We start from the raw sequence: 20,279 nt of genomic DNA on the forward strand, positions 1-20,279 counted from the left end.
CGTCCCGATCCCCAGCCGCCCTCGTCCTGCCCGGAGCACTCCCCCTCATGGCCAAGGTCCTGACCGCCGGCCGCCCCTGGCGCGTCATCCTCGTGTTCGCCGTCCCGCTGCTCGTCGGCAACGTCGTCCAGCAGCTCTACCAGTTCGTCGACGCCGTCGTCGTCGGCCGCCACCTCGGCGTCGACGCCCTCGCGGCCGTCGGCGCGACGGGCAGCCTGCTGTTCCTGCTCCTCGGGTTCGTCTGGGGCATGACCTCCGGCTTCGCCATCCCCACCGCCCAGGCGTTCGGGGCGCGCGACGCGGCGGCCGTGCGGCGCTCGGTCGCCACCGGCGCCCTGCTCACGGGCGCCGGCAGCATCGCGCTGACCGCGGCCGCCCCGCTGCTCGCCGGGCCGGCGCTCACGCTGCTGCGCACCCCGGACGTGCTCATGGCGCAGGCGACGACGTTCGCGCAGGTGAGCTTCCTGGGCACCGGCGCGCTGATGTTCTTCAACTACCTGTCCGCGGTCGTCCGCGCGATCGGCGACTCCCGCACCCCGCTGGTCTTCCTCACGGTGGCGTGCGCGCTCAACGTGGCGCTCGTCGTGCTCTTCGTCGGCGGCCTGGGGCTCGGCGTCGGCGGCGCGGCGCTCGCCACCGTGGTGTCGCAGGCGGTGTCGGTGGCGCTGTGCCTGGAGTTCGTGCGGCGCCGCGTCCCCGTGCTCCACCTGCGCCGGGCGGACTGGCGCGTGACGCGCACCGACCTGGCCGAGCACCTGCGGCTCGGCCTGCCGATGGGGTTCCAGGCGTCGATCATCGCCATCGGCACCCTCGCGGTGCAGGTCCGCCTCAACGGGCTCGGTGCCGACGCCGTCGCCGCGTACACCACCGCGGCGCGCGTCGACGGGCTCGCGATCGCCCTGCTGCAGTCCCTCGGGCTCGCGGTGTCGATGTTCGTCGCGCAGAACCTCGGCGGCGGGCGGCCGGACCGCATCCGGCAGGGCGTCGTGCAGGCCACCGGCCTCGCGGTCGCCGGCTCGGTGGCGCTCGGCGTCGTGCTGGTCACGTCCGGGTCGTGGCTGGTCCGGCTGTTCGTCGGCGACGGGGAGGACCGCGTGGTCCACATGGCGACCCAGTTCCTCCACATCAACGCCGCGCTGTACGCGGTGCTGGGCGTGCTGTTCGTGCTGCGCGGCGCGCTCCAGGGGCTCGGCCGGACGGGCGTGCCGACGCTGACCGGCGTGATCGAGCTCGTGATGCGGGTCGGCGCCGCCGTGGTGCTCGGAGCGGCCTTCGGGTTCGTCGGCGTCGTGTGGGGGAACCCGCTCGCGTGGGCCGGCGCCGTCGTCCTGCTGGTGCCGGCGTACCTGCGCGCGCACCGGCAGCTCGCGGCCATGCCGATCGCGCCGCTCGACCAGGTCGAGGCGACCCCCGAGCCGGTCCCGGTGGAGGGGCCGTCGGACGGGTCGATGGTCGTGGACGCGGTCGTGCCGCAGCCCCGCGTCGTCGACAGCGCCCTCCCCGCGACGGCCCCGGCCGCTCCGGGCTCTCCGGCCGCGGACGCCGCCGGACCCGGCGCCACGTCCCGCCTGGAGTGCCACCCGCCCGGTCGCTGACCGCCCCGCCGCGACCACCCCGCGGCCGCGCCAGGACGTCGCCCGGCGTCGGGTAGCCTGGCGCGCCCGCTCCACCGGAGGTTCCCGTGCCCGTCAAGCCCGCCGCCGAGGTGGCGCTCAGCGCCGACCTCGTGCTCGCCCTGCTCACCGAGCAGCACCCGGACCTCGCCGCGCTGCCGGTGCGGCTGGTGGCGCACGGGTGGGACAACGCGACGTTCCGGCTGGGCGAGGACCTCGCGGTGCGCCTGCCGCGCCGGGAGGCCGCGGCGCACCTCGTCGAGCACGAGCAGCGCTGGCTCGGCGAGCTCGCCCGGCGCTGTCCCGTCCCCGTGCCCGCACCGGTGCGGACCGGGAGGCCCGGGGCCGGGTTCCCGTGGGCGTGGAGCGTCGTGCCGTGGTTCCCCGGCACGCACGCGGCGGACGAGCCGGTCGCCGCCCGCACGGCCTGGGCGCCGGCGCTGGCGGAGGCGCTCGCCGCCCTGCACGCCGCCGCGCCCCCGGACGCCCCCGTCAACCCGGTGCGGGGCGGGGAGCTCGCGGACCGGTCGGCCGCGCTGCGGGGCCGTCTCGAGCACCTCGAGGCGCGCTCCCCCGGCGCTGCGGCGCGCGCCGAGGCGCTGTGGGAGGACGCGCTCGCCGCGCCCCGCTGGCCGGGCGCCCCGCTCTGGCTGCACGGCGACCCGCACCCCGCGAACCTCGTGGTGCGCGACGGCCGGCTCGCCGCGCTGCTGGACTTCGGCGACCTCACCGCCGGGGACCCCGCGTGCGACCTCGCGACCGCGTGGCTGACCTTCGACGACGACGGACGCGCGGCGTTCCGGGAGCGCTCGGACTCCCTCGCCGACGCCGCCGGGCCTCCCGACCCGGGCCGGTGGCGACGCGCGGCCGGGTGGGCGCTGGTCATGGCGTCCGCGATGGTCGCGCACGGCGACGACGACCCGCCGGTCGCCGCGACCGGCGCGCACGCCGTGCGGGCGCTGCTCGGCTGACCCGGCCGCGGCCCGCCGCCGGCCCCGGCCCGGAGGGATGATGGCCGCATGGCCGACGCACCCAGGACCGTCCCGACCGACGCGGACGTCCCCGCCTTCGTCGCCGCCGTGACGCCGGAGCGCCGGCGCCGCGACGCGCGGCGGCTGCTCGAGCTCGCCACCCGCGTCACCGGCGAGGCGCCCGTGCTCTGGGGCCCGTCGATCATCGGGTTCGGGTCGGCGCGCTACACGTACGCCTCCGGTCGCAGCGGCGACTGGCCCCCGGTGGCGTTCTCGCCGCGCAAGGCCGCGCTGACGCTGTACCTGACCGACGGCGTCGAGGCCCACGCCGACCGCCTCGCCGCGCTCGGGCCGCACCGCACCGGCCGCGGGTGCGTGTACCTGACGGACCTCGACCGCGTGGACCTCGGCGTGCTGGAGCAGGTCGTGCGGGACGCGTGGGAGGCCCGCGGGAGCAACCCCCGCGACGTCTGACCCCCGCGCGGCGCGCCCGGACGCCCCGACGCCCCCGCGCCGCGAGGGCACGGGGGCGTCGGAGACCGCGTCAGGCGCTCGCGAGGCTCCGCAGCACGTACTGCAGGATGCCGCCGTTGCGGTAGTAGTCGGCCTCGCCGGGGGTGTCGATGCGCACCACGGCGTCGAACGCGACGACCGCGCCGTCGGCCTTCGTCGCGGTGACGCGGACGGTGCGCGGGGCCGGCCCGTCGTTGAGCGCCGCGATGCCGGCGATGTCGAACGTCTCGGTGCCGTCCAGCCCGAGCGAGTCGGCCGACTCCCCCGCCGGGAACTGCAGCGGCAGCACGCCCATGCCGATGAGGTTCGACCGGTGGATCCGCTCGAACGACTCGGTGATGACCGCCTTCACGCCGAGCAGCGCCGTGCCCTTGGCCGCCCAGTCGCGCGACGAGCCGGACCCGTACTCCTTGCCGCCCAGGATCACGAGCGGCACGCCGGCCTCGGCGTACGCCTGCGCGGCGTCGTAGATCGACGTCTGCTCGCCGGTCAGGTGGTTGACCGTGAAGCCGCCCTCGACGCCCGGCACGAGCTGGTTGCGCAGCCGGATGTTCGCGAACGTGCCGCGGATCATCACCTCGTGGTTGCCGCGTCGGGAGCCGTAGGAGTTGAAGTCGCGGCGCTCGACGCCGTGCTCCGCGAGGTACCGCCCGGCGGGGCTGTCGGCCTTGATCGAGCCCGCGGGGCTGATGTGGTCCGTGGTGACCGAGTCGCCGAGCCGGGCCAGCACCCGGGCACCGGACACGTCGGCGACGGGGGCCGGCTCGGCGGCCATGCCGTCGAAGTACGGGGGCTTGCGCACGTACGTCGACTCCGCGTCCCAGGCGAACGTGTCGCCCTCCGGCGTGTCGAGCGCGCGCCACCGGTCGTCGCCCGCGAACACGTCGGCGTAGTCGGCCTCGAACATCGAGCGGTCGATGCTCGCGTCGATCGTCGCCTGGACCTCCTCCGGCGTGGGCCAGATGTCCGCGAGGAACACCGGCGCACCGCTCTCGTCCGCGCCGAGCGGCTCGTGGTCGAAGTCGAAGTCCATCGTCCCGGCGAGCGCGTACGCGATGACGAGCGGCGGCGACGCGAGGTAGTTCATCTTCACGTCGGGGTTGATGCGCCCCTCGAAGTTGCGGTTCCCCGACAGCACCGAGACGACCGACAGGTCGTGCTCGTTGACGGCGGCCGAGACCTCCTCGGGCAGCGGGCCGGAGTTGCCGATGCAGGTCGCGCAGCCGTAGCCGACCAGGTGGAACCCGAGCTTCTCGAGGTACGGCCACAGGCCGGCCTTCTCGTAGTAGTTCGTCACGACCTGGGAGCCGGGGGCCATCGACGTCTTCACCCACGGCTTGGAGGCCAGGCCGCGCTCGACGGCCTTGCGGGCCAGCAGCGCGGCGGCGAGCATCACCGACGGGTTCGACGTGTTGGTGCAGGACGTGATCGAGGCGATGACGACGGCGCCGTGGTCGAGCTCCGTGGTCGTGCCGTCGCCGAGCGTCACCGGCACGCGGCGGTGCGGCCGGCGCGCCGAGTCGCCCGCGGCCACGTGGGCCGGCGCGTCGGAGGCGTCGGCGTGCTCGCCCGCGGCGATCGGGTCGGACGCGGGGAACGTCTCGTCGACGGACTCGTCGAGCCCCGTGAACGTCCGGTCCGCCCCCGTGAACGGCGCCGCCTCGTCCGCGGACACGTAGTCGAGGATCGACGTCGCGAACGACTCCTTGGCGGCGGACAGCTCGATGCGGTCCTGCGGGCGCTTCGGGCCGGCGATGGACGGCACGACGGTGCCGAGGTCGAGCTCCAGGTACTCGGAGTACGCCGGCTCCCGCGACGGGTCGTGCCAGAGGCCCTGCTCCTTCGCGTACGCCTCGACGAGCGCGAGCTGCTGCTCGGAGCGGCCGGTGAGGCGCAGGTACTCGAGCGTCACGTCGTCGACCGGGAAGATCGCGCAGGTCGAGCCGAACTCGGGCGACATGTTCCCGATCGTCGCGCGGTTCGCGAGCGGGACCTGGGCGACGCCCTCGCCGTAGAACTCGACGAACTTGCCGACCACGCCGTGCTGGCGCAGCAGCTGGGTGATGGTGAGCACGACGTCGGTCGCGGTGACGCCGGACGGGATGGACCCGGTGAGCTTGAAGCCGACGACGCGCGGGATGAGCATCGACACCGGCTGCCCCAGCATGGCGGCCTCGGCCTCGATGCCGCCGACGCCCCACCCGAGCACGCCCAGGCCGTTGACCATCGTGGTGTGCGAGTCGGTGCCGACGCAGGTGTCCGGGTACGCGCGGACGACGCCGCCGACCTCGCGCGTCATGACGCCGCGGGCCAGGTACTCGATGTTGACCTGGTGCACGATGCCGGTGCCCGGGGGGACGACCTTGAAGTCGTCGAAGGCCGTCTGGCCCCACCGCAGGAACTGGTAGCGCTCGTGGTTGCGCTGGTACTCGATCTCGACGTTGCGGCGGAACGCGTCCTCGCGCCCGAACACGTCGATCTGCACCGAGTGGTCGATGACGAGCTCGGCGGGGGCGAGCGGGTTGATGCGGGTCGGGTCGCCGCCGAGGTCGGCCATGGCCTCGCGCATCGTGGCGAGGTCGACCACGCAGGGCACGCCGGTGAAGTCCTGCATGATCACGCGGGCGGGCGTGAACTGGATCTCCGTGTCGGGCTCGGCCGCCGGGTCCCAGGCGGCCAGCGCGCGCACGTGGTCGGCGGTGATGTTCGCGCCGTCCTCGGTGCGCAGCAGGTTCTCCGCCAGCACCTTGAGGCTGTACGGCAGCTTCTCGGTCCCGGGGACGGCGTCCAGCCGGAAGATCTCGTAGGTGTCGTCACCGACGCTCAGCCGGGACTTCGACCCGAAGCTGTCGACGCTGCTCACAGGGGGGCTCCTTCGTGGTGCGGGTGCGGCCGCCCCGGCCCGTCCGCGGGTCCGGCGGGGACCCGCGGGGCGGGCCGCGGCGCGTGGTCGTCTGCGATCACCGCGCGGACCGGGGGCGGTCCGGCGATTTATCTTGACGTCAAGATACATCCTACCGTGCCGGACCGGGGCGGGCGACGTGCACCACGCCGCGACGCGCGCGACGTGCTCCCGCCCCGGTCCCGGGACGTGGCCCGGTCAGTCGCCGGACGCGGCCTCCTCCGCCGCGCGCCGCTCGCGCTCGACGGCCTTCTGGTGCTGACGCGGGTCGTAGTCCGGGGTGCCCTGCTTGTGCAGCTCCTCGGTCGCCCGCCGGCTCGCCTCCGCGACGCGGTGGGCCGCCTCGGCGGCCGACTCGCGGGCGCTGCCGTCGTGGGCTGTGGTCATCGTCGACTCCTTCCGTCCCCGGGCGTCCGGACGCGGGCGCCCGCTCTCACGCTAGGCCGCGAGCCGCCCGCGCGCGACCGCCCTGCGTCCCCGCAGCGGGGCGACGCACCCGGTCAGCGGGTCAGGACCGCGACCGCCTCCACGTGGTGCGTCATCGGGAACAGGTCGTACCCCGTGACGTCCGCCAGGGCGTAGCCCTCCTCCGCGAGGTACGCCACGTCGCGCGCCAGCGCCGCCGGGTCGCACGCCACGTAGACGACGCGCTCCGGCGCGAGCCCGGCCACGGCGCGCACGACGTCCCGGCCGGCACCGACCCGCGGCGGGTCGAGCACGACCACGTCGGCGCGCGGTCCCGCCTCCCCGGAGGCCAGCACCCCCGCGACGTCGCCCCCGTGCAGCGCCACCTGCGGCCGGTCGTGCAGGTTGCGCCGGGCGTCCTTCACCGCCCGGGCGTCGCCCTCGACGGCGACGACGGTGCCCGCGTCGCCGACGGCGTCCGCCAGCGGGAGCGTGAACAGGCCCGCGCCGGAGTACAGGTCCAGCACCCGCGCGCCGGCGACGTCGCCGGCCGCGTCGAGCACCGCGCCCGTGAGCGCCGCCGGCGCCTCGCGGTGCACCTGCCAGAACCCGGCCGCCGCCACCCGGTACGCCCACTCCCGGTCGCCGACCCGCACCCGCTCGCGCACGGCCGTGCGGGCGTTCGGGCGCGGGTCCACCTTGCCCCGGCGCAGGTCGAACGGCTCGCCGTCGACGAGCACCACCGGCTGGTCGCCACCGGCGGGCGCGACCGCCTCGATCCGCGCGCCAGGACGCCAGCGGCGCCCCAGCAGGTCGAGCCCGGCCAGCGCGTCGCTCATCAGCGGCATCGCGGACACGGGCACCACGTCGTGCGACCGGAACCGCCGCATGCCCGCGCGACCCTCCCGGTCGGCCAGGAACCCGACGCGCGTGCGCCAGCCGAGCCCGCCCCGCTCCGCGTCGCCGGGGAGCTCCCGCACCGGGACGTCCCGCTCCACGCGCGCCAGCCGCTGCAGCTGCTCACCGAGCACCGCGGCCTTCCACGCGCGCTGCGCCGCCGGCGACACGTGCGCGAGCTCGCCGCCGCCGACGCCCCCCGGCCCGGCCTCCGGCCACGCGGACGGGACGCGGTCCGGCGACGCCTCGAGCACCTCGACGGCGTCGGCGCGCCAGAACCGGGCCTTCGCGCCGGTCTCCGTCAGCCGGGCGCGCACCCGCTCGCCGGGCAGCGCGTGCCGGACGAAGACGACCCGGCCCGGACCCTCCTCGCCCGGGGTCCGCAGCCGCGCGACGCAGTGCCCGCCGTGCGCGACCGGCCCGACCTCCAGCTCCACGACGTCGCCCGGCGCGCGGTCCTCAGAGGCCACGGGAGATCGTCCTGCGCACGTGCTCCTCCATACCGGTCTGACCTTCCGTCGAGGCGAGCTGCCACGGCACGGACGCCACGACGACGCCGGGGGTGAACAGCAGGCGGCCCTTGAGCCGCAGGGCGCTCTGGTTGTGCAGCAGCTGCTCCCACCAGTGGCCGACGACGTACTCGGGGATGTACACGACCACGAGGTCCCGCGGGCTCTCGCGCCGGATCGAGCGGACGTACGTGATGATCGGGCGCGTGATCTCGCGGAACGGCGAGTCCAGGATGCGCAGCGGGACGGGCAGCTCCATCGCCTCCCACTGCGCCCGCAGGGCCTGCGCGTCCTCGGGGTCGACCCCCACCGTCACGGCCTCGATCGTGTGCGGGCGCGACGCCCGCGCGTAGGCGAGCGCACGCATGGTGGGGCGGTGCAGGTGCGACACGAGCACGATCGCGTGCACGCGGCTCGGCAGCGCACGGGCCGCGGTCGGGTCCTCGCCCAGCGCGAGCTCCTGGCGCACCGCGTCGTAGTGCCGGCGGATGCCCTGCATGCCGATGAACACGACGATCATCGCGAGGATCGCGATCCAGGCGCCGTGCGTGAACTTCGTGACCAGCACGATCAGCAGCACGGTCGCGGTCATCCCGAAGCCGGTCGCGTTGATGACCCGGGACCGCGTCATCTGCCGGCGGCGCGCCGGGTCCGGCTCCGTGCGCAGCTCGCGGGTCCAGTGCTTGATCATGCCGAGCTGGGACAGCGTGAACGACACGAAGACACCCACGATGTAGAGCTGGATCAGCCGGGTGACCTGGGCGTCGAACGCGATGATCAGCGCGATCGCCCCGAGCGCCAGCGCGACGATGCCGTTGGAGAACGCGAGCCGGTCGCCGCGGGTGTGCAGCTGCCGCGGCAGGAACCCGTCCTTCGCGAGGATCGAGCCGAGCACCGGGAAGCCGTTGAACGCGGTGTTCGCGGCGAGCACGAGGATCAGGCCGGTGACGACCGCCACCAGGTAGAACGCCGGCGGGAACGCGTGGAAGATCGTCTGCGCGAGCTGCCCGATCACCGGGTCCTGCACGTAGTCCTCGCCGACCGGGCGGCCGTCGCGCAGCAGCTGCGTCGCCGGGTCCTCCACGTAGTGCACGCCGGTGAGCCGGGCGAGCGTGAGGATCGACATGATGAGGAACACCGACAGGCTGCCGAGCAGCAGCAGCGTGGTCGCGGCGTTCTTGGACTTCGGCTTGCGGAACGACGGGACGCCGTTGCTGATCGCCTCCACGCCGGTGAGGGCGGCGGAGCCGGACGCGAACGCCCGCAGCACCAGGAACGCCCCGGCGGCGCCCGCGAGCCCCTCGTCGAAGCCCTGGACCGGCACGATCGTCAGGTCGTGCGACGCGGCCTGCTGCAGGTCGCCCGTCAGGTACTGGACGAACCCGAAGACCGCCGTCGACCCGACCGCCACCATGAACAGGTACACGGGGATCGCGAACGCCCGCCCGGACTCCTTCACGCCGCGCAGGTTGGCCAGCGTCAGGAGCACGACGACCCCGACCGCCACGAGCGTCTCGTGGCCCCGCAGCGCCGGCAGGGCGGACGCCGCGTACTGCGTGCCGGACGACACCGACACCGCGACGGTCAGCACGTAGTCGACCAGCAGCGCGCTGGCCACCGAGACGCCGGCCCGCGGGCCGAGGTTCACGGTCGCGACCTCGTAGTCGCCACCCCCGGACGGGTAGGCGTGCACGTTCTGCCGGTACGACGCGATGACGGTGGCCATGACGACCACGACCGCGAGGCCGACCCACGGGGAGATGACGGTGGCGCTCACCCCGGCGAGCGCCAGGGTCAGCAGCACCTCGTCGGGGGCGTACGCGACGGACGACAGCGCGTCCGACGCGAAGATCGGCAGGGCGATCCGCTTGGGCAGCAGGGTGTGCCCCAGGTTCTCGCTGCGGACCGGTCGGCCCAGCAGCAAGCGTTTGGCGGCATCCGCGAGATCCGGCACGAGGGACCATGCTAGGCGCACTCGCGTGCCGTCGCGCCACCCGGGTCCGGCGCGGCACCCCGGGGACCTCCGGCGGTGCCGGGTCGCGCGCCGCGGGTATACCGTTCCGCGTTGTGCACTTCGTCATCATGGGCTGCGGCCGCGCCGGCGCCACGCTCGCGCAGTCGCTGGAGAGCCACGGCCACTCCGTCGCGGTGATCGACCAGAACCCCGACTCGTTCCGCCGGCTCGACGCGGACTTCGCGGGCAGCAAGGTCACCGGGCTCGGCTTCGACCGCGACGTGCTGCGCCAGGCCGGCATCGACGACGCCTTCGGGTTCGCCGCGGTGTCCGACGGCGACAACTCGAACATCCTCGCCGCGCGCGTCGTGCGCGAGACCTTCGGCGTCGAGAACGTCGTGGCGCGCATCTACGACCCGCACCGCGCGGAGATCTACCAGCGGCTCGGCATCCCCACGGTCGCGACCGTGCGGTGGACCGCGGACCAGGTGCTGCGCCGCCTGCTCCCGATGGGCGCGACGAACCAGTACACCGACGCGTCGGGCCGCATCGTGCTGTCGGAGGTCGACGTCCACGAGGGCTGGCGCGGCAAGCCGCTGCGCGTCCTCGAGGAGGCCACCGGCGCCCGCGTGGCGTACGTGACCCGCTACGGCGACGGGTTCCTGCCCGACGCCCAGACCGTCCTCCAGGAGAACGACATCGTGCACCTGCTGATGCGCGCCGACGACACGGCCACCGTCGAGCGCGTCGTCACCGCCGCCCCGGAGGTGGAGGCATGAGGGTCGTCATCGCCGGCGCCGGCTCCGTCGGCCGCTCGATCGCCCGGGAGCTGCTCGCCAACGGCCACGAGGTCACGCTCATCGACCGCCAGCCGTCCGCCATGCGGGTGGCCCAGGTGGCGGACGCGGACTGGCTGCTCGCCGACGCGTGCGAGCTGCCCACCCTGACGCAGGCCCGCACCGACGAGTGCGACGTCGTGGTCGCCGCCACGGGCGACGACAAGGCGAACCTCGTGATCTCGCTGCTCGCCAAGACGGAGTACGGCGTGCCGCGCACCGTCGCCCGGGTGAACAACCCGAAGAACGAGTGGATGTTCGACGAGGCGTGGGGCGTCGACGTCGCCGTGTCCACCCCGCGCATCATGACCGCGATGATCGAGGAGGCCGTGTCCGTCGGCGACCTCGTGCGGATCTTCACGTTCCACCAGTCGGGCGCCGACATCCTCGAGCTCACGCTGCCGGACGGCTCCCCGCTCGCGGGTCGCCTGGTCGGTCAGATCGACTGGCCGGCCGACACCGTGCTGGCCTGCATCGTGCGCGACGACCGGCCGTTCTCCCCCAGCACCGACGACACCCTGGAGGGCGGCGACGAGCTGCTGTTCGTCACGGGGCGGGACGGCTCGGAGCAGGAGCTGGCGGAGCTGCTGTCGACCCGCGCACCAGGAGCCAGCTCGCCCACAGCACCAGCGCCGTGAGCGGCAGGCCCATCACGAGCTTCGCGGTGCCGAGCCAGGCCACCTCGTCCGCGCGGTAGAGCGGGACCTGCACGAGCAGCCGCGCCGCGAACATGCCGGCCCACAGCCAGGTGGCCACGGCGTAGCGGCGGCGCAGCTCCGCGTCGGTCCGCCACGCGACCGCCGCGCCCCACGACCCCGACGACGACATCGGCCCGTCCGGCCGGAACAGGCCCACCACCAGGCCGACGAGCGGCCAGCGGACCAGGGCGGAGACGGCGAACCCGAGCAGGCAGCCCAGGTTCACCAGCAGGCCCCACGCGTAGTAGTCGGCGGCCTGGCCGGAGCGCCACGCCCAGATGACGCCGATGCCGACGCCGAGGACGCCCGACAGCGCCTGCGTCACCGGGGTGCGCTGCACGAGACGCAGCAGCGTGGCGACGAGCGCCGTCGCCGCGGACGCCACGAGGGCGGGCGCCAGCCGCTGACCCGACACGACGAAGACGACCACGAAGACCAGGCCCGGGGCGACGGACTCGACGGCGCCGCGCACTCCGCCGACCGCGTCGGTCAGGGAGAAGTGCTCCTCGCCGAGCGCGCGGATGCCCCGGGCGGGACCGCCCTGCGGGACGTCCGCCTCCGCGGGGGCGCCGGCCGCGTCCGGCTCACTCACCGGGCCGGGGCCGCAGCTCGTAGCGCGGGTTGAACATCGACCGCCGGCCCTCGCGCGAGCACACCAGGCCCTCGACCTTCAGCCGGCGACCCGGCTCGATGCCGGCGATCTCGCGGCGGCCCAGCCACACGAGGTCGACCGTGCCGCTGCCGTCGTACAGCTCGGCCTCCAGCGCGGGCACGCCCTCCCGGGGGCGCAGCACGACCGAGCGCAGCACGCCGGACATCTTCACGCGGTGGCGCTCGGGGGCCTGCGAGACCGGCGTGCAGCCGGTCGCGCGGACCGCGTCCTCGCGCTCCTCGTCGGCCTCGATCTCCTCCTGCGAGGCGACCGCCTTGCGCAGCTGCTCGCGCAGCGACACGGGGGACATGTCAGCGGATCTCCGTGATCTCCGGCCCGCGCGTCAGCGGGTCGAACGTGGGTGCCGGCGCAGCGGCCTTGGGGACGGCGCCGTCCTCCTGCCCGGGGAGGCGGAGCGCGAGCAGGTCGCGCGGCGGGCGGGCCTGGCCGTCGCGGACGACGACGGTGCGGCGGAACACGTCCTCGAGGCGCTTCGCGGCGTCCTCGTCGACCGCGGCGCGGCCGGTGACGACACCGCGCAGGAACCAGCGCGGACCGTCGACGCCGATGAACCGCGCGGGCCGGTGGCCGGTGCGTCCCTCGGGCGTCCGCACGGGCAGCCGCGCGAGCAGCTCGCGCCCGAACGGGCCGGGGACGTCGTCGACCGCCCCGCCCTGCTTGCGCACGGACTCGCCGATCTCCTCGCGGATCTCGTCCCAGATGCCCTCGGAGCGCGGCGCGGCGAACGCCTGCATCTGCAGGGTCGAGCCGTCCAGCGTCACGCCGACGGCCGTCACGACGTCGCTCTTCTTGTCGATCTCCATGCGCAGCTCCATGCCCTGCACACCGGGCAGGCGGAGCGCGCCGAGGTCGATGCGCGGGCCGGGCGGGACGTCCTCGGTGGCGTCCCAGGGGCCGCGCGACCGGTCGGCCGGGAGCGCGGGCGCGGGGACGTCGGACACCGGAGCGTCGGGCGCGTCGCCCGCCGGGTCGTCCGCGGCCGGGGCGGCTGCCTCGGCCCCGGTGGCGTCCGCGGCGTCGTCGCGGTCGGCGGTCGGCTCGGCGGCCGCGGTCTCGTCCTGGGCGGTGCGGTCCTTCGCACCGCGCCGGAATAGCGCCACCCTCAGTCCCTTCCCCGGGTCACCCGCGTCGCGGGCACGTACACGTCCACAGTAGTCCGCCCGGTGCGGCGCACCTAGCGGGCTCCGCCCGAGGCGGAACCGGGGCCGGCGTCCGGGGCCTCCGCGGGCGCGCCGGCGACGACCGGGGCGACGCCGGCGGCCGCGCGCCAGCCGCCGGACGACCCGAACCCGCCCGCTCCACGGACCGACTCCGGCAGGGCCTCCACCTCGACGAAGGCCGCCCGCTCCACGCGCTGCACGACGAGCTGGGCGATGCGGTCCCCGCGGTGCAGCTCGACGGGCTCCCGCGGGTCGGTGTTGAGCAGCGTCACGGCGATCTCGCCGCGGTACCCGGCGTCGACCGTGCCCGGCGCGTTCACCACGGTCAGCCCGTGCCGCGCGGCGAGGCCCGACCGCGGGTGCACGAAGGCCGCGAAGCCCTCGGGCAGCGCGATCGAGATGCCCGTCGGGACCGTCGCGCGCTCCCCCGGCGACAGCGTCACGTCGACGCGGGTGACCAGGTCGGCGCCGGCGTCCCCGGGGTGCGCGTACCCCGGGACGGGGACGCCCTCGTCGAGCCGCCGCAGCAGCACGGTGGTCGTCGCGCCGTCGGCGCGGGTCGAGTCGGCGCGGGTCCCGTCGGTGCGGGTGCCGTCGTCGGGCGTGTCGTGGGCGGGGCCGGGTCCGGTGCTCGTCACGGGCCCCGACCCTACCGGCGCGGGTGGGATGCTGGGACCGTGCAGACCACGACCCCGCCTTCGTTCGACGAGCGCCTGTGGCCCTCGCCCGCCGGGTGGCTCGCGGTGCCCGCGGCCGCCGTCATGCTCGGCATCGTCCTGTGGCCGGTCAGCCGGACGGCGGGGCTGGTGGCCGGCGTCGTCGGTCTCGTCGCGGCCGGCGCCGCCGCCGTGGCCGCCTCCACCCGCGTCCGCGTGGCCGGCGGCGAGCTGCACGCCGGCGCGGCGCACGTGCCCGTCACGCTGCTGCGCGACCCGCGCCCGCTCGACCCGGCGGCGACCCGCGAGGCCCTCGGCCCCGGCCTCGACGCGCGCGCCTACGTCTGCCTGCGCGGGTGGGTGCGCACGGCGGTGCGGGTCGAGCTCGCGGACCCCGCCGACCCGACGCCGTACTGGCTCGTCTCGACGCGCCGCCCGGAGGCCCTCGTGGCCGCGCTGGCCGCGGACGACGACGCCGGCCGGGCCCAGGAGGCCCGGCCGGCGTCGTGACGGCTGGTCCGGACGCTCACGCGCCCGGGTCGTGGAGGCAGCTCAGGCCGCGCACTCCGAGCAGACGGGCATGCCGTCCTTCTCGTACGCGAGCTGGCTGCGGTGGTGCACCAGGAAGCACTTGGAGCACGTGAACTCGTCGGCCTGACGCGGCAGCACCCGGACAGAGAGCTCCTCGCCGGACAGGTCCGCGCCCGGGAGCTCGAACCCTTCGGCTGCTTCGGTCTCGTCCTCGTCCACCACGCCCGAGTTCTTGTCGGAGCGCCGGGCCTGGAGCTCCTGGAGCGAGTCCTCGCTCAGGTCCTCCTCGGTCTTGCGCGGGGCGTCGTAGTCGGTTGCCATGAGGTGTGGTCACGCTCCGTTGGGGTCGGTGATCGGCGTACGCGGGATCAAGTCGTCGCGCGACAGGTTTGTTCCCGGCCGGGCGCCCCGGATTGTGCCCTATTTCGGCGCGCGGTGCACGCCGGTCGGCCGGCGCCTCCCAGAGTCCTCTCAGGCGTCGGCGTCGGCGCCCAGCGCGGCGAGCAGACCGGCCAGCTCCGCGACGGTCTCCGGCGGTCCCACGACGGTCATGTCACGGCTCGCGCGGCGGCCCCGCAGGCCGCTCACCTGCGCACCCGCCTCGCGGGCGATCACCTCGCCCGCCGCGACGTCCCACGGGTTCAGGCCCCGCTCGTACATCGCGTCGAGCGTCCCCTCCGCCACCCGGCACAGGTCGAGCGACGCCGCGCCGATGCGCCGGATGTCCCGCACCTGCGGCAGCAGCTCCGCCAGCACCCGGCCCTGCACCCGGCGGCGCTCCGCCCGGTAGCCGAAGCCCGTGCCGACGAGCGACGTGGCGAGCGGGCGCGCCTCGTTGACCGCCAGGCGCTCGCCGTCCCGGTACGCGCCGGCGCCGAGCCCGCCCGTGTACGTCACGCCGTCCACCACCGAGTGCACGCACCCCGCCACGGCGGTCCAGCGCTCCGGGTCGGGCTCGCCCGCGACGACGCCGACGGACACCGCGTACGCCGGGACGCCGTACAGGTAGTTCACCGTGCCGTCGACCGGGTCCAGCACCCACGTGAGCCCCGTGGTGCCCGGCTGCCAGCCGTCCTCCTCGCCCAGGACGCCGTCGTCCGGCCGGTGCTCGGCGATCAGCGCGCGCAGGTGCGCCTCGGACGCCAGGTCCATGGCGGTGACCGGGTCGACCTCGCTCGACTTGGTGGCCGCCACCGACACCCGCGCGGGGCGCGTCGAGCGGATCAGCTCGCCGGCCGAGCGGGCGAAGCGCTCGGCGAGGTCGGCGAGCAGCCGGACCTCGGCGGGGCCGGGCAGGGCGGACGGCTGGTCGGCGGGCGGGGCGGGGTCCGGTGCGGTGGTCACGCCACCCATCCTGCCGGACAGCCCGCAGGCGGTCGCCGTCCCGGCCCGCTCACGCGCCGCGGCGGCGGCGCAGGCGCGCGATCCAGCGGAGCAGCGGCGCGGGCTCGAGGCGCCCGGGGCCGCGCCCCGGCGGACGTCCTCCCCGGCCGTGGTCGCCCGCCCGGGCCGCCTGCGCCGCCCGCACCCCGCGCTCCGTGCGGCCGGCGCGGCCGAACCCGGGCCGGCCCCGGCCCGTGCGCGCGGCCCGCGCGTCCCGCAGCGCCGCGGGGTCCCACGGCCCCGGTGCCTGCAGCCGGAACCGCAGCGCGACCAGCCGCGTGCCGAGCACCACGAGGACGGCGACCACCTCGGTGCCGACCGACAGCGCGTCCTGGTGCCACAGCACCGCCACGAGCAGGGCCCCGAGCACCGACGGGATCGCGTAGAGCTGGCGCTGGTGCAGCACCACGGGCACCTCGCCGGTCAGCAGGTCGCGCAGCACGCCGCCGCCCACGCCCGTGATCACGCCCGCGCACACGGCGGCGGTCGCCCCGGTGCCGTACTCGAGGGCCTTGATCGTCCCGACGACCGTGAACAGGGCGAGCGCGCCCGCGTCGAGCACCAGCACGAACCGGCGCAGCCGGCCCAGGCCCGGGTGCGCCGCCCACGTCACCAGCCCCGCGACGCACGCGCACACCACGAACTCCCACTGCGCGATGCCGACCGGCGGCACGGCCCCGATGAGGACGTCGCGCATGATGCCGCCGCCCAGCCCCGCGGCCCACGCCAGCACCACGATGCCGAAGATGTCGAACCCCTTGCGCACCGCGGCCAGGCCGCCGGACAGTGCACCCACGAAGACGCCGAGCAGCTCGAGCACGGGTTGCAGCGGGAGGTCCACGGACACAGGGGTGATCATGGCAGCCGGGGAGTTGGACGGCGCACCGCCCAGCCTCCGCGGGATCGGGGCCGGGCGATGGCAGGCTCGTCGCGGACGATGGGAGAGGTGATGGCCGAGCTGGAGCTGATCGGGCTGCACGAGGACGGGGAACACCTCGTGCTCGCCGCGGCCGACGGGCAGCGCTACCGCCTGCGCATCGACGAGCCGTTGCGTGCCGCCGTGCGCCGCGACCGGCCGCAGCTGGAGCAGATCCGCGCGGAGCAGTCGGGGGTGCCGAGCCCGCGGGAGATCCAGGCGCGCGTGCGCGCGGGGCAGTCCGCCGAGCAGATCGCGGAGGAGTCGGGCCTGGCGGTGGAGCACGTGCGCCGGTTCGAGGGGCCCGTGCTCGCCGAGCGCGAGTTCGTGGCCGAGCAGGCCCGGGCGACCCGCGTCGGGCGGGACGTGGGCGCGCCGGTGCTGGGCGACCTGGTCGTGGACCGGCTCGCCGCGCGGGGCGTCGACCCCGAGGGCGTCGAGTGGGACGCGTACCGCGAGACCGGCGCCGGCTGGACGGTCGTCGCGCGGTTCCGCGTGGAGGACGACGCCCGCGAGGCGCGCTGGGCGTACGACGCGTCCGCCCGGGCCGTGCACGCCGAGGAGGACGAGGCCCGCTGGCTGTCCGAGACGGAGATCGCCGACGGCCCCGTGCCGCGGCGCCACCTGTCCGCGGTGCGCGACCTCGTGTACGACGTCGACGCCGACGTGCGGCCCGTGCTCGCGGCCGTGGACGGACCGGCGCCCGCGGAGCCGGCCGAGGACCCGGTGGACGACCTGCGCGCGACGAGCGAGCTGCTCGACGACCTGCGGGCCCGCCGCGGCGTCCGCCAGGCGCTCGAGCTCGACGAGGACGAGGACGACCCGTTCGGCGGCTTCGGGCCGCAGCACGCGTTCGACTTCGGCCAGCTCGGCGACGAGCCCGCCGCGGAGGCGCCCGGCGCGCACCCGGTGGACGTCGCCCCTGCCGCGGAGGCCCGCATCTACCCCGCGCCCGCGCGGACGCGGGACGCCGAGGAGCCGGCGACGCCCGTCGCCCTGGAGCCCGGCGAGCAGCCGCCGGCCGACCGCGCGACGGGCACGGCCCCGGACGCGGACGCGGCCCCGCGCGCCGAGGAGCGCGAGGCCCGTCCCCGCAGCAGCCGCCGCGGCCGGCCGAAGGTGCCGAGCTGGGACGAGATCGTCTTCGGGGCCAAGCCGGAGTAGAGGCCCGGGCCGGGGCGGCTCAGTCGCCGGCGAGGTCCAGCGTCTGGGGTGACATCGTCCCGGCGCGCGAGCTCCGGGCCGTCATCCGCATCCGGTGGTGCTTCCGGCAGAGCACCTCGTAGCCGACGGCGTCCTCGTCGTCCGGCACCGCGACGTCGCCGACCACCACCTGGGCGCCCTCGACCACCATGATCCCGTGCTCCGTGCGCGCGTTGTGCGTGGCCCGGGCGCCGCACCAGCACAGCGCCTGGACCTGGAGCGACTCGACGCGGTCGGCGAGCTCCAGGAGCCGCGCCGACCCGGCGAACAGCCGGGTGCGGAAGTCCGTCGTGATCCCGAACGCGAACACGTCGGCCCCGAGCTCGTCCACCACGCGCCCGAGCTGGTCGACCTGCTCCGCCGAGTAGAACTGCGCCTCGTCGCAGATGAGGAAGTCGACGGCCCGCCCGCCCGTGCGGCGCGCGACGACCTCCGCCCAGAAGTCGGTGGTGTCCGTGACCTCGTGCGCCGGCACCGACAGGCCCAGCCGGGAGGACAGCCGGTGCTCCCCCGCGCGGTCGTTGCGGGTGAACAGCACGCCGTCGCGACCGCGCGCCTGGTGGTTGTGGTGCATCTGCAGCGCCAGGGTGGACTTGCCGCAGTCCATCGTGCCGCAGAAGAAGACCAGCTCTGCCACGCTCTCCTCGTTCCGTTCCTGTGCGTCGCGGTCAGGTGTGCACGGCCAGCAGCGGCACCCGGACCTCGGCCGGCGTCAGCGAGCCGTGGACGCCGACGAGCTGCAGCGACGCCGGCGTCTGCGTCCGGGAGTCCACCACGGTGGCGCGGCCGGTGGTCGCGACGACGAGGTCGCCGATCAGCGGCCGCACGTGCTCGGAGACCGTCCCGAACAGGCCGGCGCCGACCGCGACGTCGCCGGTGAGCACCACCGCGGCGTCGCCCAGCACGTCCGCCCAGCGCTCCGCGGCCGCCTCCGGGTCGGCCCCGGGCCGCAGGTGGACGTGCAGCGCGCGCGGCTCCCCCGCGACCAGCTCGACGTCCTGCGCGAGCCCCGGCGTGGTGGCCACGTCCCAGCGCCGCGCCGGGTCGACGTCGAGCATCCCGTGGTCGGCGGTGACGACGACGGACGCGCCGCGCGGCAGCGACCGCACGAGGCGGCGCAGCTCGCCGTCGAGCGCCGAGAGCTCGTCGCCCCACTGCCAGGAGCCGCACCCCTCGTGGTGGCCGGTCTTGTCCACGTCGCCCCAGTACAGGTACACCAGGCCCGGCTCGCGCAGCAGCCGCAGCGCGGCGTCGACCCGGGCGGCGAGCGGCTCGGCCGCCCGGTACCCCCCGCCGCGCAGCGCCGCCTCCGTGAGGCCGGAGCCCATGAACTTCGCCGGCCCGACCGTGGTCACCGTGACGCCGTGGGCGACGAGGCGCTCGAAGACCGTGCGCTCGCGCTGCCACTCCCGGGCGGGCCCCAGGCCGTCCCACGACACCATGTTCGCGAGCCGCCCGTCGCGCGGGTTGCGGACCGTGTAGCCGACGAGCCCGGTGCGCCCGGGCGCGGTGCCGGTGCCGAAGCTGCCCATCGACGCCGCGGTGGTGGACGGGTACCCGGCGGACAGCGCCGAGGCGCCGTCGAGCAGCGACCGCAGGAACGGCGCGTGGCCGGCGCGCTCGGCGAGGTTCTCGTAGCCCAGGCCGTCGACGAGCACGACGCAGACGCGGTGCGTCGGCTGCAGGCCGAGCTGGGCCCGGCGCTCCGGGCCCTCCGGCACGGGCGCGCCGAGCGCGTCGGCGACGGCGGGCAGCAGGCCGGACAGCGACGGCCCCCGGTAGTCCGGCAGCACGAGCCCCGCGTCCGCGAGCCGGGCCGGCACGGTGGACGACGTGGCGGTCGTCATGTCAGCGTGCGCTCGCCGCGGACAGGCGCCGCGCGAACGCCACGGCGTCCCGGACGGCACCGGCGCCCTCGGCCACCGCGCTCACGCGGACGACCACGTCGTCGGGGGTCAGCGTCCCGGTGAGGCCGTGGTCGGCCTCGCACTGCGGGTCGCCGCACTGCGCGGGCTCCAGGTCCACGCGCGAGACCGCGCCCCACCCGATCGCCAGCGTCAGCTCGGTGGCGGGGTCGCCGGGACGGTGCTGCTCGGGCGAGCCGAGCACGTGCGTCAGCGCGACGGACCGCAGCTCCGACAGCGGGACGGCCTCCGTGGTGGCCGCGGCGCTCGCCGAGGGGTGCTCGCTGTCCGCCGGGTGGTCGTCCACGTGCGCGACGACCAGGCGGGTGGGCGTCAGCGCGAGCACGGTGACGTGCCGGCGCACCTCGGAGGCGTCGAACGTCGTCTCCGGGTGCACGAGGTGGGCCTCGACGGGTTCGTCGGCGAGCGCGACGTCGAGCACGTCGGCCACCAGCTCGGGGTAGTACCCCGCGCGGTGCAGGTCGCGGAGCAGGTCGGTGGACGGTGCGGGCACCACGACATCCTCCCACCGACCGGGGCGGCCCGTCACACCGT

21 protein-coding genes are annotated in these 20,279 nt (G+C 75.9%); 7 read left to right on the forward strand and 14 right to left on the reverse strand.

From position 1 onward, the window contains the following. The first annotated feature begins 47 nt into the window (after positions 1–47). The 3 genes from P9841_RS02560 to P9841_RS02570 all read left to right on the forward strand — a co-directional run bounded on the left by P9841_RS02560 (position 48) and on the right by P9841_RS02570 (position 3,058). The gene (locus tag P9841_RS02560) at positions 48–1,595 is read left to right on the forward strand and encodes an MATE family efflux transporter (RefSeq protein WP_283320554.1); all 1,548 of its coding nucleotides are present in this window, start codon (positions 48–50) and stop codon (positions 1,593–1,595) included. 86 nt (positions 1,596–1,681) lie between these two features. Then, complete coding sequence (locus P9841_RS02565; protein ID WP_283320555.1) at positions 1,682–2,584, forward strand: aminoglycoside phosphotransferase family protein; 903 nt, start codon at positions 1,682–1,684, stop codon at positions 2,582–2,584. Between the two features lie 48 nt (positions 2,585–2,632). Further along, positions 2,633–3,058 (forward strand): DUF1801 domain-containing protein, encoded by a 426-nt coding sequence (locus P9841_RS02570; RefSeq protein ID WP_283320556.1) that lies wholly within the window; start codon positions 2,633–2,635, stop codon positions 3,056–3,058. A gap of 70 nt (positions 3,059–3,128) precedes the next feature. On the opposite strand, the gene P9841_RS02575 is transcribed toward P9841_RS02570, so the two are convergent. The 4 genes from P9841_RS02575 to P9841_RS02590 all read right to left on the reverse strand — a co-directional run bounded on the left by P9841_RS02575 (position 3,129) and on the right by P9841_RS02590 (position 9,764). Beyond that, positions 3,129–5,960, reverse strand: coding sequence for an aconitate hydratase (locus P9841_RS02575; protein ID WP_283320557.1), 2,832 nt, complete (start codon positions 5,958–5,960; stop codon positions 3,129–3,131). Positions 5,961–6,197: 237 nt separating this feature from the next. Beyond that, positions 6,198–6,386 (reverse strand): translation initiation factor 2, encoded by a 189-nt coding sequence (locus P9841_RS02580; RefSeq protein ID WP_283320558.1) that lies wholly within the window; start codon positions 6,384–6,386, stop codon positions 6,198–6,200. 113 nt (positions 6,387–6,499) lie between these two features. Continuing rightward, the gene (locus P9841_RS02585) at positions 6,500–7,771 is read right to left on the reverse strand and encodes a class I SAM-dependent RNA methyltransferase (RefSeq protein ID WP_283320559.1); all 1,272 of its coding nucleotides are present in this window, start codon (positions 7,769–7,771) and stop codon (positions 6,500–6,502) included. Beyond that, positions 7,761–9,764 carry an APC family permease gene (locus P9841_RS02590; protein ID WP_283320560.1) on the reverse strand — a complete coding sequence of 668 codons (2,004 nt, stop codon included), beginning with the start codon at positions 9,762–9,764 and terminating at the stop codon, positions 7,761–7,763. The genes P9841_RS02585 and P9841_RS02590 overlap by 11 nt, the downstream gene beginning before the upstream one ends. Before the next feature lie 128 nt (positions 9,765–9,892). On the opposite strand from P9841_RS02590, the gene P9841_RS02595 reads away from it, so the two are divergent. Both P9841_RS02595 and P9841_RS02600 read left to right on the forward strand, forming a co-directional pair. Next, complete coding sequence (locus tag P9841_RS02595; RefSeq protein WP_283321833.1) at positions 9,893–10,543, forward strand: potassium channel family protein; 651 nt, start codon at positions 9,893–9,895, stop codon at positions 10,541–10,543. Further along, complete coding sequence (locus P9841_RS02600) at positions 10,540–11,238, forward strand: potassium channel family protein (RefSeq protein ID WP_283320561.1); 699 nt, start codon at positions 10,540–10,542, stop codon at positions 11,236–11,238. The genes P9841_RS02595 and P9841_RS02600 overlap by 4 nt, the downstream gene beginning before the upstream one ends. Here the strand turns inward: P9841_RS02600 and P9841_RS02605 are convergent. The 4 genes from P9841_RS02605 to dut form a co-directional block, all read right to left on the reverse strand. Beyond that, positions 11,147–11,890, reverse strand: a complete 744-nt coding sequence (locus P9841_RS02605) for a DUF3159 domain-containing protein (protein ID WP_283320562.1) — start codon at positions 11,888–11,890, stop codon at positions 11,147–11,149. The two genes, P9841_RS02600 and P9841_RS02605, sit on opposite strands and share 92 nt — an antisense overlap. Further along, positions 11,883–12,260: an OB-fold nucleic acid binding domain-containing protein gene (locus P9841_RS02610; protein ID WP_370635557.1), complete on the reverse strand. Its 378-nt coding sequence runs from the start codon at positions 12,258–12,260 to the stop codon at positions 11,883–11,885. The genes P9841_RS02605 and P9841_RS02610 overlap by 8 nt, the downstream gene beginning before the upstream one ends. Position 12,261: 1 nt before the next feature. Further along, positions 12,262–13,071 (reverse strand): DUF3710 domain-containing protein, encoded by an 810-nt coding sequence (locus P9841_RS02615; protein WP_502848322.1) that lies wholly within the window; start codon positions 13,069–13,071, stop codon positions 12,262–12,264. A 74-nt stretch (positions 13,072–13,145) separates the two neighbouring features. Then, the gene (gene dut, locus P9841_RS02620; RefSeq protein WP_283321835.1) at positions 13,146–13,664 is read right to left on the reverse strand and encodes a dUTP diphosphatase; all 519 of its coding nucleotides are present in this window, start codon (positions 13,662–13,664) and stop codon (positions 13,146–13,148) included. Positions 13,665–13,808: 144 nt separating this feature from the next. Here dut and P9841_RS02625 point away from each other — a divergent pair, with 144 nt between their 5' ends. Next, on the forward strand, positions 13,809–14,297 hold the full coding sequence (locus tag P9841_RS02625; protein ID WP_283320563.1) for a DUF3093 domain-containing protein: 489 nt from the start codon (positions 13,809–13,811) through the stop codon (positions 14,295–14,297). Between the two features lie 42 nt (positions 14,298–14,339). On the opposite strand, the gene P9841_RS02630 is transcribed toward P9841_RS02625, so the two are convergent. The 3 genes from P9841_RS02630 to P9841_RS02640 all read right to left on the reverse strand — a co-directional run bounded on the left by P9841_RS02630 (position 14,340) and on the right by P9841_RS02640 (position 16,548). Beyond that, positions 14,340–14,639 carry a DUF4193 domain-containing protein gene (locus tag P9841_RS02630; RefSeq protein ID WP_146835284.1) on the reverse strand — a complete coding sequence of 100 codons (300 nt, stop codon included), beginning with the start codon at positions 14,637–14,639 and terminating at the stop codon, positions 14,340–14,342. 150 nt (positions 14,640–14,789) lie between these two features. Beyond that, positions 14,790–15,662: an inositol monophosphatase family protein gene (locus P9841_RS02635; protein ID WP_283320564.1), complete on the reverse strand. Its 873-nt coding sequence runs from the start codon at positions 15,660–15,662 to the stop codon at positions 14,790–14,792. Between the two features lie 49 nt (positions 15,663–15,711). Further along, positions 15,712–16,548: a trimeric intracellular cation channel family protein gene (locus P9841_RS02640; protein ID WP_283320565.1), complete on the reverse strand. Its 837-nt coding sequence runs from the start codon at positions 16,546–16,548 to the stop codon at positions 15,712–15,714. Positions 16,549–16,650: 102 nt separating this feature from the next. Between P9841_RS02640 and sepH the strand changes: the two genes are divergently transcribed. Beyond that, entirely contained in the window at positions 16,651–17,781 is a 1,131-nt protein-coding gene (gene sepH / locus P9841_RS02645) for a septation protein SepH (RefSeq protein WP_283320566.1), read from the forward strand. A 19-nt stretch (positions 17,782–17,800) separates the two neighbouring features. Here sepH and P9841_RS02650 read toward each other — a convergent pair whose 3' ends face one another. From P9841_RS02650 to P9841_RS02660, 3 genes are read right to left on the reverse strand one after another with little or no spacing between them, the layout of a single operon-like run. Next, positions 17,801–18,457 carry a thymidine kinase gene (locus P9841_RS02650; RefSeq protein ID WP_283320567.1) on the reverse strand — a complete coding sequence of 219 codons (657 nt, stop codon included), beginning with the start codon at positions 18,455–18,457 and terminating at the stop codon, positions 17,801–17,803. Between the two features lie 31 nt (positions 18,458–18,488). Beyond that, positions 18,489–19,667 carry an alkaline phosphatase family protein gene (locus P9841_RS02655; protein WP_283320568.1) on the reverse strand — a complete coding sequence of 393 codons (1,179 nt, stop codon included), beginning with the start codon at positions 19,665–19,667 and terminating at the stop codon, positions 18,489–18,491. 1 nt (position 19,668) lies between these two features. After that, positions 19,669–20,238, reverse strand: coding sequence for a DUF5998 family protein (locus P9841_RS02660; RefSeq protein ID WP_283320569.1), 570 nt, complete (start codon positions 20,236–20,238; stop codon positions 19,669–19,671). Positions 20,239–20,279 lie beyond the last annotated feature (41 nt).

The sequence above is a fragment of the Cellulomonas sp. ES6 genome, from assembly GCF_030053835.1.
In the GTDB taxonomy this organism is placed as follows: domain Bacteria; phylum Actinomycetota; class Actinomycetes; order Actinomycetales; family Cellulomonadaceae; genus Cellulomonas.